We start from the raw sequence: 14,375 nt of genomic DNA, 5'->3' as shown, positions 1-14,375 counted from the left end.
ATATCTATATAAAATAAAGGCAGAGTCATAGGAGCACCCCGTGGCTCTGCCTTTTTTGTGATGCCTCGAAAAAACGCTTTAACATCAGCAGATTAATTTCATCTCTCTTCTGTTTCATCAGTAAAGTATGCTTGTTATTGATATGAGCTTAAGGGCTTACATTGGTTAGTAGACAAATTATCAGGTACCTATTGAATGAAACAGAGCAACACCAAAGAGTATCCCGTTTCTTTTTACGGTAACGGGAAGGCATTTTTTCGTATATGGATTGTGAACGTATTGCTTTCGGTGGTGACCCTTGGCATTTATTCCGCCTGGGCCAAGGTCAGAACCCGGAAGTATTTTTATGGTAATACGGAACTTGCGGATCACCGGTTTGACTACCATGCCAAGCCAGTGCAGATCCTGAAAGGACGGCTGGTTGCGATTGTCTGTGTATTAACCTGGTATTTTTCCAGTCAGCTATACCCTGTTGCCTCTTTAATTCTTATGGCGGCGTTCTTCTTACTTTCCCCAATCCTCATTCGTAACAATACCCGGTTTGATGCTGCGATGACCAGTTACCGGGAGGAGCGCTTCTCTTTTATCGGTAGTCTGGGTGAGGCGTACTTCTGTTATGTTGGCAGACCCTTTGTGTCTCTTTTAGTTATGTATTTTATGTTCACCCTATCCATTATGCTCTTCTCCAGAAGCACGTTAGTGGGGGCGATGATGATCCTGGCAACCATGGTGATGGGGATTTATCTGTGGAGCGGCATAGCCCGCCGGATCACGGAATATCATATTGATAATTATCAATATGGAGAGCATTACTTTACGACTCATTTAAGTGCACGTTATTTCGTTGTGACATATTTTCTGGCATCGGGGGTTGCTCTCGTGGCACTGCTTATTATCGGCGGTGCGGCCTATGTTTTCTCTGATGAACTTATTCAGCAGGTGACCATGGAGGAAGGAGAGCCGTCGCTAACTTATGCCATTACTGTGCTGACGTACGCTGCCTCTTTTGTGTTTGGTATTATTGCGAATGCGATTATCAGGGTCAGAGTCCGGAACTATGTGTTTGCCCAGACTGCTTTCCATTTGAATCGTGCGAACAGCTCTGAGAAGCAGCACCTGTGTTCTGAGATGATGCTGGGGAGTTATTTGTGGCTGGTGATCAGCAACTTTCTGGCTCAGCTGTTCACGCTGGGGCTGGCCAGACCCTGGGTACTGGTCAGAACCCAGTCGTATCTGGCTGAGGTAACCAGTCTGAAAGGTGATTTGAGTGAACTGACTGTGACCAGCCAGAGCTCAGATTCAGGTTCAGCGGTCGCAGATGAAGTGGTGCAGGCATTTGATATGGAGTTAGGGCTCTGATGAGCAGACCGGATGGCTGGATCACCCGGATGGAAAACAGCAGCCGTGTGGCGGTAGTCAGTACGGTGATACTGATCCTACTGATGTCCGGTGGCTTTGTATACGGGATACCCTGGGTTAGTCAGAAAGCGGTGATGTTCTTGCCTGATACAGTGGCAACGCATGTGGGTAAACAGGTATTAACCACTCTGGACGAAAAGTGGTTTGAGCCGTCGGAGCTTCCCTTGTCACAACAGCAAGAGATTCGGCAACGTTTTCAGTCACATATTGACAGTCTGGTGGCGGATGGGGAAGCGTTCCCTTCCCCGCCTAATCTGGTTTTTCGCCACTGGGATGAAGGGGTTAATGCTTTTGCCCTTAGCAATGGCACCATCATCGTAACGGACGATATTGTGGAAGCTATGGTGACACCAGCTCAGCTAGACAGTGTTTTATTTCACGAGCTGGGACATGTGAAATATGAGCATGTTATGCAGTCTGTAATTCGGGCCAGTCTTTTATCGGTTGCTGTGGCTCTGGTTACCGGAGAAAGTTCTGGTGTGATAGACAACCTGGTTGGTGCCGGTGTCTTTCTGTTTTCTAATGGGTATTCACGGGATAATGAAGCCGAAGCTGATCAGTATGCCTTAAAAGCGATGCTCAGAATTTACGGAACGACAGTGCCTATGCAGGAGATGTTTAAGCTATTACAGGCATCTTCGTCGGGTCACATGCCTGAATGGCTGAGTACTCATCCAGATATTAATGCCAGAATCGAGGCATCAATCACGTTTAATGAATCGACAAGCGAAAATTAACAAAAGTTAATCTTATGAAAACAGTGGATTAATCCGCCTCTCTACACCCTCAACCAGAGGTTTGATGCTCTGCCAGATAGTCTCAGTGTGGCTGTATAAACCATCAATGATAAGAGTGTGGTGAAAAGGCAATGTCACGTTGTGTGACACTCACCCCTTTGACTTGCGCGTAGACTGCATCTCCGAGCTTTAAGTTAAGATCATCAAGTGCCCAAGGGGTAATTTTTGCCCACAAGCAACAATTCTCGTCCAGTTGCAAAGAGACAGTAATGCTTTGCTTATCGTCTCCGACATTAACTTGCTCTATAGACTGAACCGTCGCAGGCAAAACATTTCGAATCGATGTGCCAACGGGACGCTCTAGTGCGATAGAGACATCACTAGCTCGCACCTGAAGTCGAATCGGTGTACCCGGCTCACCCTCAACCTTTTGTACCCAAAGCGACGCGCTATGACCCAGCGTTACTGAAGTCAGAGCATATTGAGCGTGATGCGCTGCAATCTTTCCTTCAAATAAGCTACTGTGTTCTGAGAATGACTGCCATGGTCTCATCGCATGAGAAGCCCAGACATCTTCCAGCTTCCCTGAGGTGACAATTCGACCGTGGTCAATAATCGCCAGGTTCTGTGCCAGTCTGATGATCTCTTGTAGACTGTGCGTCACATACACGATGGGAATATTTACTTTTTCAGACAGTTCTTCGAGAAAAGGCATCACTTCTCGTTTTCTGGGCATATCTAAGGATGCTAATGGCTCATCCATTAACAATAAGTTTGGTTTAGACAACAATGCGCGCGCGATGGCAACTCGCTGTCTTTCACCACCAGAAAGCGAGGTAGGAAAACGCTTCAGTAGCGGCTTTATGGAAAGAAGCTCTGTCACGGTATCAAAGTAAGCGTCGTCTTTCTCTTTAACGCCATACATCAAGTTCCCTTTAACTGAATAGTGTGGGAATAAACGTGAGTCCTGAAAAACGTAGCCAATCTTACGCTTGTGTGTCGGTAAGTTTATCGACTCGTCACTATCATACAAAACGTGCTCACCAATGGTGACTTTGCCTTGTGTCGGCGTGACTAGCCCACTGATCACATTGATTAAGGTTGTTTTGCCTGCACCTGATCGACCAAACAGCGCGCTTATTCCGTTACAGGGTAATTCTAAGTTAATATCAAAGTCAGTTTCACCAAGCGACTGTTTAAATTTAACTTTAATGCTCATTATTTAGCTCCCAGCCGGCTTGATGCTTTTCGATTCAGCCACTCAGATGCCATTAATGTCGATAACGCCAGTGCAATTGAAATAATACAAAGGCGTGCCGCTTCCATCTCGGCACCAGGCGTTTCTATAAAGTTGTACATCGCGAGCGGTATCGTTTGTGTCTCTCCCGGAATATTAGACACAAAGCTAATTGTTGCACCAAATTCGCCCAGGCTACGCGCGAAAGACAACATGGTTCCGGTAATGATGCCAGGGAGAGTCAACGGCAGTGTAATTGTCATAAATACTTTTAGCCGAGAAGCACCGAGTGTTGACGCTGCATGTTCAAGTTTAGGGTCAACACTTTCTAGGCTTAAACGTACAGAACGAACCATAAGTGGCAGTGCGACGACAATACAAGCGACAACCGCCCCTTTCCAATTAAAGCTAAATACCAAGCCGAAATGTTCATAGAGCCAACTACCGATGACCCCCTGCCGCCCAAGGGATAACAGTAGCAAATAACCAATAACAACCGGTGGCAAGACCAAAGGCAGATGAATCAGGCTATCGAGCACAGACTTGCCAAAAAAGGTTTTGCGAGAAAGTAACCATGCCAGTAAAACCCCTAAAGGGATGAGCCAAAGTACCGCGAACGCACCTACTTTGAGACTTAAGATTAAGGCTTGGTATTCCAGTTCAGTCACGCTTATTCCTTATTACTGAAACCGTATTTGACAAAGACAGCTTTGGCTTGATCTGTACTCAGGTATTGGAAAAACTGCTTTGATTCCGTTGAGTCACTGATCATTGCCGCCGGATAGACAATGGCAGAGTGCGTGTCACTCGAGAACTCGTCTACTATTGTTACTTTGTCTGTCAGCAACGCGTCGGTTTTGTACACAATGCCTAATGGCGCTTCTCCACGCTCTACCAGAGCTAACGCGAGACGAACATTCTTGGCAGGAGCGACTTTAGATTCAATATTTTCCCATACGTCCAGTGTAGTCAGTGATTCTTTAGCGTACATACCCACAGGTACCGATGTCGGATTACCGAGTGCAAGACGTTCATCATTTAACGCAGCTAGCCACGCGTTACTATCTGAAAAATTAAAACTCTTCGTGTTAGACGGTTTAGGAGCAATCAAAACCAGACTATTCCCCACCAAATTTGTGACATTGTCACGTAAAATGACCTTTTCATCCACAAGATAGTCCATCCACTTGGTATTTGCTGAGATGAAAACATCGGCGGGAGCTCCGTTCATTATCTGACGAGCAATAGACGAGGAACCACCGTAAACGGGTGTGATAGTTACATCGAACTTATCTGAGAAATTTCCGCTAATTTCGTTGATCGCATTGGTCATAGAGGATGCAGCGTACACTTTAAGATCTGCTGCAGCATGAGCAGAAAAGACAACGCTTAACAATGCCGTTAAGCACACAGGTGTTTTCCATATTTTCATTAATAGGCTCCTTTACGAGACAAGCTTTAGACAGATATTACGTTCATCAACTAATTATTTTATTTGAACAAAAAATCTAAGTTCATGTGTTGCTCTATCGCGTCTGCAATACGATTAATCCCAAGCTCTTTAATCTCTTCAAAATTTTGCTGTTTAATTTGAGCGCCATTTACCCACTCGGCAATTAGATTTAACACTTCCACTTCATCAAAGAAGCCGTGTAAATAGGTGCCCATAACCTGACCACATTCACTTAGCGCACCATCCACAGCTCCATTTTCAAGTTTAAGTGGCTGTACTCCTGAAACTTCGCTTCGGCCAACATGAATTTCGTAGCCTTTTGCGGTCGCACGTTTACCATTTAGGCTCACGACAGCTTCTGTCTTTGTCAGTTGCTTACTACCAGTAAGGACAGTATGAACGTCAAGCAGCCCTAAGCCTTCACTTGTGCCCGCTGCACTTTCCACACCATCAGGATCGTCAATGGTTTTACCAAGCATCTGGTAACCGCCACAGATACCCATGACTTTTCCACCTAGGCGAATATGGCGCAATATATCTTTATCCCAGCCCTGGCTTCTTAAATACGCTAAATCGTCTCTGACAGACTTTGTCCCTGGCAGGATAACCAAATCAGCCTTGTCGATTTTTTCGCCTTTCCCCACATAGCGTAAGTTAATGTCTGGGTTGAGACGTAACGCGTCAAAATCAGTATGGTTACTGATGCGAGTTAGTACGGGTACCACAACATTGAGCTTTACTTCAGAGCTTAATTCTTGCTGCTCAGTAATGGCATCTTCAGCTTCGAGGTTAAAACCATGCAGGTAAGGCAACACCCCTAAGACTGGCTTACCTGTTTTTTCTTCAAGCCAGTCCAAACCTGATTGCAACAAACGAATATCGCCCCGGAATCGGTTAATCACAAAGCCTTTAACACGTGCTTGTTCTGATTCTGAAAGTAACGCTAAGGTGCCGTATAAGTGAGCAAAAACACCGCCTCGATCGATATCAGCAACAATAATCACGGGGACGTCGGCGGCTTCTGCAAAGCCCATATTGGCAATATCCCCTTCGCGAAGGTTGATTTCTGCCGGGCTGCCTGCGCCTTCAATCATGATCGAGTCAAACTCTTCAGTTAGACGAGAAAAGGAATCGAGTACAGTATTCATTGCGACTTTTTTGTAATCATGGAAGCCCGCAGCATCCATATCAGACAACGCTTTACCTTGCAGAATGATCTGTGCGCCTGTATCGCTGTTCGGTTTTATAAGCACCGGGTTCATATGAACAGTGGATTCAATATTGCAGGCTTGTGCCTGAACTTCCTGAGCGCGCCCTATTTCACCACCATCTTTGGTTACCGCGCTATTGAGCGCCATGTTTTGCGGCTTAAATGGGGCAACTTTAATCCCTCTTCGAGCTAATACACGGCATAAACCTGCCACAAGTACACTTTTTCCGGCATCCGATGTGGTGCCTTGAACCATTAAAGAAGGGATTGCTGATTTCATGAATATTCGTAAGAGAAGAAATAGATGAGCAATCATAACGTTATCGTTGCAGGTTACTCAAGCAAATGAACCGAATAACAAGGTGAATCATCGCTATTCTTTTGCTTTTCGTATCCGGACAGAGGATTAAAATGGTAATGGGCTGGTTGGAAACCATAATATTGGTTAAAAGCCCCCCATTATCATTTGTGGCCTGATTTTTGCTTTGCTCCCAGTTAATTTTAATGATCTTGTCTGGAGTCACCATGCTAGGTAAAGCGCTAAAGGTCACGGCCTTTGGTTTGTGCGCGATACTGCCACTTTCCTCTTATGCCAATAATTTTAACTACAATACATTGGAAGTCCGTATGGGTACCAGTCCAGCGACTTTTGGTGGCGAGATGACTAGCTACTTTACTGAGAACACCCACTTTATTGGTCGCGCTGATAGTGAATTTAGTGGTGATTGGGATGTAGCCGGTGGTATTGGCTTTAATGGCCCTGCCGGGCAATTTGCTGATATTTATGGCCAGATGTTGCTGCACAATATTAAGCAAAACAGTAGCGATAAAGTAGGCGATGAGTGGCACGCAGAAGTCAATATTGGTACTCGTATCTGGTTTACGCAAAATGTAGAGCTTCACGCTCGATTAGGCCAGTTGATGGACAGTGACGATTCCCACACTGTTTACAATTTCGGAGCGCGATTCCATTCGACTCAGCAGTTGTCACTTGGTGCCGATTTAAAAAACAACGGTGTTTACGGACAGCAACTCGTAATGTCTGCCCGCTTTGGGTTCTGAATGACCAAGAAGTTTAAATAAAAAATGGCCTCCAATTATGGAGGCCATTTCAGTTTTGAACATGTGGCTATTTATTGCTCGGTTTGTCCTGAATGTATTTTTTCGATACGTCCACGACAGCAATATCTCTGAAGAAGCTACGTCCCAATAACATTGGGAACTTCATATGCCCTCTTTCAGCCAAGGTAAACTCCGTCTTTTCTTTATAATCACCGACTTGGATGTAGGCCACTACAACCGCACGTTTATTTACCTCATCTGATGATGACTGTTTTACCTTTGCCCAACGCTCTACGGGCAGCTTAAATTCTTTGCTCGCCTTGTCACCAAGGTCGATTTTAAACTGTACCCAATCTTTGCCATCACGTTCAAACGGCACGATATCAAGCGCACTGATTGACGATGTCGTAGCACCAGTATCGACACGTGCTTTAAACGTTTCATCAATGCCTGGTACATAAACCCACTCTTCTGAGCCAAGTATCAGCATTCCGTCAGGCGTTTTTTGTACCTTAACTGGCTTTTCTGGTTTAGGTTCAGGTTTCTTTTCTGGCTCTGGCTTGATTTCCGGCTTTGGTTCTACTTCTGGCTTAGGCTCAACCTCTGGCTTAATTTCCGGTTCTACCACAACAGGTTGTTCTACTTCTGGTGTTTCTGGCTCAACAGGCTCTGTCGTCGTTTGCGTTGACGTACAAGCAATTAAACTACCACTCATCATAAGCGGTAGAATCAGTTTCCAGTTTTTCATCCACACTCCGAATTAAAGTTGAGAGACTTTATTGATGGCGTCAGCTACGTAAGGAATATGTGTTTCGGTTAGGCCTGCGATATTAATTCGGCCATCACCGACACCATAAATGCCATAATCTTCACGCAGAAGCGACATTTGCTTTTCAGTAAAGCCTAGCACAGTAAACATGCCTTTGTGACTCTCAATGAAGTCAAATTGATCTGTATTGTGGTTATTTCTCAATTCGTTACACAAGTTTTGACGCAGACTTACCAAACGCTGTTGCATTTCGCTCAGTTCTTGTTTCCAAACTGACGTCATGTTGGTGTCTTGAAGGATCGTTTTGACCAGTGCAGCACCATGATCTGGCGGCATTGTGTAAGTAGAACGAGCCAGAGTTAATAACTTACCTTTCGCGTTAGTCACGTCTTGCGTATTTTTTCCGACGACGATCGCTGCACCAGTACGCTCTCGATAAAGGCCAAAATTCTTCGAGCACGATGTCGTGATGAGCATCTCCTCGACGTTATCAGCCATAAAGCGAAGGCCTTTCGCATCGTCTTCCAGACCGTCACCAAAACCTTGATAGGCGATATCAACAAAAGGGGTGAAACCATTTTTCTGCGATAGCTCTGTAATCGCTTGCCAAGCAGCGAAGTCGATATCTGCACCTGTTGGGTTATGGCAACAACCGTGAAGGAGAACGACATCAGAAGGGCCAGCTTTTGACAAATCGTCGAGCATTTTAGCGGTATCAACTTGCTTGGTTTCTGGAGAGAAGTAATGGTAGAACCTGACCTTGAGCCCTGCAGCTTCCATCACCGGTTTGTGGTTCACGTAACTTGGATTAGAAATCCATACGGTTGTATCTGGTTGTGCAACTTTCATTAAGTCGCCCAACATACGCAAAGCACCACTCGCCCCTGGAGTTTGAATGGCCGCAACACGATCCATTGCGGAAGTTCCGGATAACAAAAGATCAACCATGCTTTGGTTAAACTCTTCGCAGCCCGCTAGGCCAACGTAAGCTTTGGTTTTTTGAGTTTTTACAACAACGTCTTGCGCCATCTGAATGGCTTTCATGATTGGCGTTTCACCAGCGCTGTTTTTGTACACGCCAATGCCAAGATCAACCTTGTTCGGACGAGTATCGTTACGATATGCAACGGATAAAGATAAAATAGGATCTAATACGGGAGTTGGTAGATTAGAAAACATGAAAGTCACAACCCTTTGAAATTCAAGTACAGACTTCACGTTAACACTATCATTTAAAATGACGAAATGATTTTTCACGAATTTCGTCAATTATAGGATAAAACTCTGTATGCAATGGTGCTTTGTGCACTTGGTTGGTTACAAAGAAAGCAAATCATTATTCGATATCTATCTCAAGGCGCCCATTTTGTCTGAATGATCTTGGTGTCAAACCAGACCAAGAGCGAAACCTTGTACTGAAATTAGCACTGGTTGGATAACCTACAATTTCACCTATGTGCTGAATCGGCCATTCAGTAGAACGCAGCAACCTTGCGGCGTATTCCATTCTCATACGCGTTAAATGTGCCATCGGGCTTCGTCCAAATTGCTGTTGGCTTAATCGATACAAGTGCGCTTGGGAGCAAGGGTATAACGCAGCTAATTGTTCCACGGTCCACTCTTTATGCAACTGCCTTTGAACAAGATCAAATACGCGACGTAGCTTTAACTGCTGTCGGGAAATGGATTCTGATTGAGGCATATTTAGCATCAACTCTAATTGAGCAACACTGTGTGCACCTACGGCACCACCACAGTTAATTGGCAAGTTGATACTGCGGAGCAGAGTTTGAATACAAGCGTACATTACCTCTGATGCTGATGTCAGCTGGTAGCTTATGTCTTCTTCCACGATTGACCAATCCGTGTTCTGTGAAAGAAAAACCCATGCTATCTGCCAGGTTTCATCCCCCATACCAAATCCATTTTCAATCCCCGCGGGAACGGTTACCAGAGAACCTGGTTCTAATTCATAGCGACATCCTTTGCTTTCTAGCCAACCTTTTCCACGCACGGTATAGAGCAGCATGTGCTTTTTTTGGTTTTTCCTGTACACCGAAAAGAAATCTCTGCAGGTTGCGATACCGCATTGCACGATACCTCGTTCTTCTAACGCCAAAACACGTGTGTGGTCGATCATTTCCTGATACGTTTTTTCGGAAATGGAGTAACACTCTTGTTTTTCTTCCATATTTCGATCTCTCACACGGTATTTATTGCGTCTTGGCAACATTAGATTTAACGGCTCAAATTACTTGAGAGCTTTGCAAAACTATTGGATGCCTTTGAAAAATACAACGCGAAATCATGGGGATAAACTACTCGCATTATTCTTAAAGGAGAAATGCGAGGCTCTTAACAAGTGAGTAGTTCACCAAGCATTTTGGAAACGGCTTATTGTAAGCGCAGAAGAACGGACAATTGCGCTCAGACTAAAAAGGCACGTTCGCCATTGACGAATATGCCCTTTTTATTTGTTGGTTGAAACCAGCATATGTTTGGTTTAAACAGACTTAAAATGATGTATGACTTGGTTGGAACTGCCACGCCATTCCAAATTCAGGTCTTTCTTATCTTGCTCAAACTTGCCATCGATAAGCACATCGATGTATTTGGTTATTTCTCTTTGGGCATCGTCAAGCTCAGCCAAAGTGTAACCTGTCCAAACCCAGATATCTTTACCCGCACACTCTTCTCTTACCCGCTTCACCAATTTTAGGATGTACGGTACATTTGCCGGATGGAGCGGATCACCTCCCGACAACGATAAACCCCGGCGCTTAATTCGCGTATCATTTAGATCAGCAATAATTTTATCTTCGAGTTCTTGAGTAAATACATGCCCAGAATCCACACGCCAAGTCGATTGATTATAACAACCCCGACACTGGTGAATACAACCTGAAACAAACAGCGTACAACGCGTACCTGGTCCGTTTACAACATCGATTGGATAGTATTGGTGATAGTTCATCGTCGCGTCTCATCGTGTTTGCGAGAAAAGAAAATCAACCCGCTACAGGTTGATTTTCAAAGTGTCCAATTTAGGTATTGATTAGAGGTGTTTTACTCGGCGCTTCACTTCTTCTTGTTTACCGAAGTTAAACGGACGTGCATCAGGACTACCAAGGTAACCACAAACACGGCGCGTTACCGACACTTTGGTGGAATCGTGGTTACCACAACTTGGGCAGGTGAAACCTTTGCTGGCACATTCAAATTCACCCGTGTAACCACACTCGTAACATTCATCGATAGGCGTATTCGTGCCGTAGTAAGGCACTCGGGTGTAGCTGTAATCCCACACATTTTCTAACGCTTCAACGTTACGCTGCATGTTCGGGAATTCACCGTAACAAATAAATCCGCCGCTTGAGATCTCTGGGTACGGCATTTCAAAGTCAATCTTATCGTATGGGTTGACCTTCTTTTCTACGTCTAAGTGGAAACTGTTGGTGTAGTAACCTTTATCTGTCACCCCTTCGATCACGCCGAACTCTTTAGTATCAATACGACAGAAACGGCTACATAAGTTTTCACTCGGTGTCGCGTATAGACTGAAACCATAGCCGGTTTCGTCTGCCCACTGATTCACTGCGTCTTTTAGGTGTTTGATCACCTCAAGCGCTTTTTCACGTAAAACCGCATCGTCATACACGTGCGCTTCGTTGCCAAACAGTGCGTTAATCGTTTCATGCACACCGATATAGCCCAATGAAATTGACGCGCGACCGTTTTTAAAGATCTCGGCAATAGAGTCATCCGCTTTCAGACGAACACCACATGCTCCTTCCATATAAAGGATTGGCGCTACGCGTGCTTTGACGTTTTCCAGGCGCGTAATACGAGTTTCTAACGCTCTGCGCGCCAAACGAAGGCGATCATCAAGTAGTTCATAGAACTTCTTCTCGCTTCCTTTGGCACGAATCGCGATACGAGGCAGGTTCAAGCTCACAACACCAAGGTTATTGCGGCCTTCATGGATTAGCTCGCCCTCTTCTTCATAAGTGCCCAAGAAACTTCTGCATCCCATTGGCGTTTTGAATGAGCCAGTCACTTCAACCACTTTGTCGTAGTTGAGAATGTCTGGATACATACGTTTAGACGCACACTCAAGCGCAAGTTGTTTAATGTCGTAGTTTGGATCTTCCGCTTTATGATTCAGACCGTCTTTAATACCGAATACCAGTTTGGGGAAAACAGCGGTTTTACGGTTTTTTCCAAGCCCCGCAATACGGTTTTTTAGAATCGATTTTTGGATCAAACGAGATGCCCAGCTTGTACCTAAGCCGAAGCCAAAAGTAACGAATGGCGTTTGGCCATTTGCGGTATGCAGGGTGTTTACTTCGTACTCAAGCGATTGGAACGCGTCATAACACTCTTTCTCTGTGCGCGCTTCTGCAAACTTTTCAGGCTCAGCGATGTCCCACTCTTTGGCGATTTTTAGATGCTTCTCGTAACTTGTCATTACGTACGGCGCGAGTACTTCATCAATACGGTTGATCGTTGTGCCGCCGTAAATATGGCTCGCAACCTGTGCGATGATCTGTGCCGTTACTGCGGTTGCTGTGGATATCGATTTCGGCGTATCAATTTCCGCATTACCCATTTTAAAACCGTGCGTCAGCATGCCTTTTAGGTCGATCAGCATACAGTTAAACATCGGGAAGAATGGCGCGTAATCTAAGTCGTGATAATGAATATCACCCACTTCGTGAGCTTGTACGATATCACGAGGAAGGATGTGAGTTTTCGCATAGTGCTTCGCTACGATCCCGGCAAGCAAGTCGCGTTGAGTTGGGATAACTTTGCCATCTTTATTCGCGTTTTCATTAATCAGGTCAAGATTGCTTTCTTCAATCAGACCTTCTATTTCACGCGTTAAAAAGCTCTGTTTCTCTCGGGCAATATCACGATCATGGCGGTACTCGATGTAAGATCGTGCCAGAGATTTGTAAGGACCTTGCATGAGTTCATTCTCAACCAGATCCTGAATCTCATGAATGTGAACTTCATCGTGATCTTTTAGCTGTAACTCGACAGCAAGAGCGACATTGAGAGCATAAATGGCGACATCTTTATCTTTGTTTTCCGCCGCGGCTTCGACTGCTGCTTGAATACGATCCCTGTTGAACGGAGCTCTTGAGCCGTCACGCTTGATTACGATTGGTTTCACTTTCTTCTCCTTACCCCAACATACCCACAGAGTTATCCACAAATACACTATATGGAGTTGTTTTTTATTCTTTAGACACAATATATTGTGGCGTATTTAACGAGAAGCACCAGTCGAAAACATTGATTTTGATCAACAAAAATTGGGTAGCGGATAAGAACAAATCGATCTTATTGCTGAGGCACTGAATTGCAAAGTAATCGATGAAAATATCAAAATTTGGACGTAATCCACTTGCTTTTTTTAGAGGTCTTATAGGATAAAGGTTACAAAGGGACACATACTCAAACGGGAGTGAAACAAGCCAATATGCGATCACTTTTTACTACAGCCTTGTTAGTTTATTGCTCTTCTTCATTTGCTCAAAATTCAATCAGCCTAACCAGTTGGAATATTGAATGGTTAGCAATAGACGGAGGAAAAGTATCGAGAACCGATAACGATTTTGTCAAACTCAATCACTATCTGGATAAGTTGCAACCTGATGTATTAGCATTTCAAGAAGTTGATAGTGAAGCCGCGATTAAAAAAGTGGTAGGCGATGGATACACTATCTATTTATCTGACAGAGCTAAGTTGAGCAATAAACATATGCAGTTCTCAGACACCAACCAATACACAGGTTTTGCTGTACGTGAAGGCACTTCAATATCCGATCCCTCAGATTTTTCAATATCCCAAGGTAATGGCAAATTGCGCTTTGCGAGCTATATAGTGTTAAACCCAGATGAGAGTAATGAAACACATCTACTTTCTGTTCACCTAAAAGCAGGATGCAGCGGAGCTTATAAAAGCAGTCGTGAATGCAAAACGCTCAAACAGCAAGGTGAAGCACTGAGTAGGTGGATAAAAGCCCGTGAGAAGAACCAAGAGCAGTATGCGATATTAGGCGACTTTAACCATAATTTGGCTTATCAAGGTGATTGGTTATGGTCGACGATGACATCGAACACCAACGCCAGGCTAGCTACCAAAAATACCCAAGCAGAATGTAAGGTGCGTTCGAATCGTAACCCAAACAAAACCCATCAGTTCCGATCCGTGATTGATCACATCGTTGTGAGTGAGAGTCTGGCAGCGCAACCAGCAAAACAGTCGCTATTTAAATCGCAAGATGTGTTGGATTATCAGCTGAGTGATCATTGTCCGATCAGCACGCAGGTAAGGCTCTCTATAAACTGACCTCCCTTATACCACCCTGGGTCATTCCAGCGAGCATTAGCGAGACTAGGAATCTAATATCAAAGTGCTCGAAAATAGATCCTGAATCACGCTCCTTCGTCGCTGTTCAGGAAGACGGATTGGTTAGAAT

The 14,375-nt window shown here is 44.6% G+C and carries 13 protein-coding genes; 4 read left to right on the top strand and 9 right to left on the bottom strand.

Going from position 1 to position 14,375, the window contains the following annotated elements:
• Positions 1–195: 195 nt before the first annotated feature.
• Together OO774_RS22195 and OO774_RS22190 are read left to right on the top strand one after the other, a co-directional pair.
• Positions 196–1,359, top strand: a complete 1,164-nt coding sequence (locus tag OO774_RS22195) for a YjgN family protein (protein ID WP_264906807.1) — start codon at positions 196–198, stop codon at positions 1,357–1,359.
• Positions 1,359–2,156 (top strand): M48 family metallopeptidase, encoded by a 798-nt coding sequence (locus tag OO774_RS22190; RefSeq protein ID WP_264906805.1) that lies wholly within the window; start codon positions 1,359–1,361, stop codon positions 2,154–2,156. The genes OO774_RS22195 and OO774_RS22190 overlap by 1 nt, the downstream gene beginning before the upstream one ends.
• 103 nt (positions 2,157–2,259) lie before the next feature.
• On the opposite strand, the gene modC is transcribed toward OO774_RS22190, so the two are convergent.
• Genes modC through OO774_RS22170 form a run of 4 tightly spaced genes read right to left on the bottom strand, consistent with a single transcriptional unit; the run spans position 2,260 to position 6,336 of the window.
• The gene (gene modC, locus OO774_RS22185) at positions 2,260–3,375 is read right to left on the bottom strand and encodes a molybdenum ABC transporter ATP-binding protein ModC (RefSeq protein ID WP_264906803.1); all 1,116 of its coding nucleotides are present in this window, start codon (positions 3,373–3,375) and stop codon (positions 2,260–2,262) included.
• Positions 3,375–4,061, bottom strand: a complete 687-nt coding sequence (gene modB / locus OO774_RS22180) for a molybdate ABC transporter permease subunit (RefSeq protein WP_264906801.1) — start codon at positions 4,059–4,061, stop codon at positions 3,375–3,377. The genes modC and modB overlap by 1 nt, the downstream gene beginning before the upstream one ends.
• A 2-nt stretch (positions 4,062–4,063) precedes the next feature.
• Positions 4,064–4,825 (bottom strand): molybdate ABC transporter substrate-binding protein, encoded by a 762-nt coding sequence (gene modA, locus OO774_RS22175; RefSeq protein WP_264906800.1) that lies wholly within the window; start codon positions 4,823–4,825, stop codon positions 4,064–4,066.
• Positions 4,826–4,884: 59 nt separating this feature from the next.
• Entirely contained in the window at positions 4,885–6,336 is a 1,452-nt protein-coding gene (locus OO774_RS22170; protein ID WP_264906799.1) for a cobyric acid synthase, read from the bottom strand.
• A gap of 245 nt (positions 6,337–6,581) precedes the next feature.
• On the opposite strand from OO774_RS22170, the gene OO774_RS22165 reads away from it, so the two are divergent.
• Positions 6,582–7,118 carry a hypothetical protein gene (locus tag OO774_RS22165; RefSeq protein ID WP_264906798.1) on the top strand — a complete coding sequence of 179 codons (537 nt, stop codon included), beginning with the start codon at positions 6,582–6,584 and terminating at the stop codon, positions 7,116–7,118.
• 67 nt (positions 7,119–7,185) lie between these two features.
• On the opposite strand, the gene OO774_RS22160 is transcribed toward OO774_RS22165, so the two are convergent.
• The 5 genes from OO774_RS22160 to nrdD all read right to left on the bottom strand — a co-directional run bounded on the left by OO774_RS22160 (position 7,186) and on the right by nrdD (position 13,063).
• Positions 7,186–7,866 (bottom strand): ATP-dependent zinc protease, encoded by a 681-nt coding sequence (locus OO774_RS22160; protein ID WP_264906797.1) that lies wholly within the window; start codon positions 7,864–7,866, stop codon positions 7,186–7,188.
• A gap of 12 nt (positions 7,867–7,878) precedes the next feature.
• Positions 7,879–9,066, bottom strand: a complete 1,188-nt coding sequence (locus OO774_RS22155; RefSeq protein WP_264906795.1) for an amino acid aminotransferase — start codon at positions 9,064–9,066, stop codon at positions 7,879–7,881.
• 157 nt (positions 9,067–9,223) lie between these two features.
• Complete coding sequence (locus OO774_RS22150; RefSeq protein ID WP_264906794.1) at positions 9,224–10,078, bottom strand: AraC family transcriptional regulator; 855 nt, start codon at positions 10,076–10,078, stop codon at positions 9,224–9,226.
• Positions 10,079–10,390: 312 nt separating this feature from the next.
• The gene (gene nrdG, locus OO774_RS22145) at positions 10,391–10,861 is read right to left on the bottom strand and encodes an anaerobic ribonucleoside-triphosphate reductase-activating protein (RefSeq protein WP_264906792.1); all 471 of its coding nucleotides are present in this window, start codon (positions 10,859–10,861) and stop codon (positions 10,391–10,393) included.
• An 81-nt stretch (positions 10,862–10,942) separates the two neighbouring features.
• Entirely contained in the window at positions 10,943–13,063 is a 2,121-nt protein-coding gene (gene nrdD, locus OO774_RS22140) for an anaerobic ribonucleoside-triphosphate reductase (protein ID WP_264906790.1), read from the bottom strand.
• Between the two features lie 309 nt (positions 13,064–13,372).
• Here nrdD and OO774_RS22135 point away from each other — a divergent pair, with 309 nt between their 5' ends.
• Positions 13,373–14,245 carry an endonuclease/exonuclease/phosphatase family protein gene (locus tag OO774_RS22135; RefSeq protein ID WP_264906788.1) on the top strand — a complete coding sequence of 291 codons (873 nt, stop codon included), beginning with the start codon at positions 13,373–13,375 and terminating at the stop codon, positions 14,243–14,245.
• Positions 14,246–14,375 lie beyond the last annotated feature (130 nt).

Origin of the sequence: Vibrio sp. STUT-A11, assembly GCF_026000435.1 — a bacterium.
GTDB lineage: Bacteria > Pseudomonadota > Gammaproteobacteria > Enterobacterales > Vibrionaceae > Vibrio.
The sequence above is the reverse complement of the archived record's forward strand: the minus strand, read 5'-3'. Positions and strand labels throughout refer to the sequence as shown.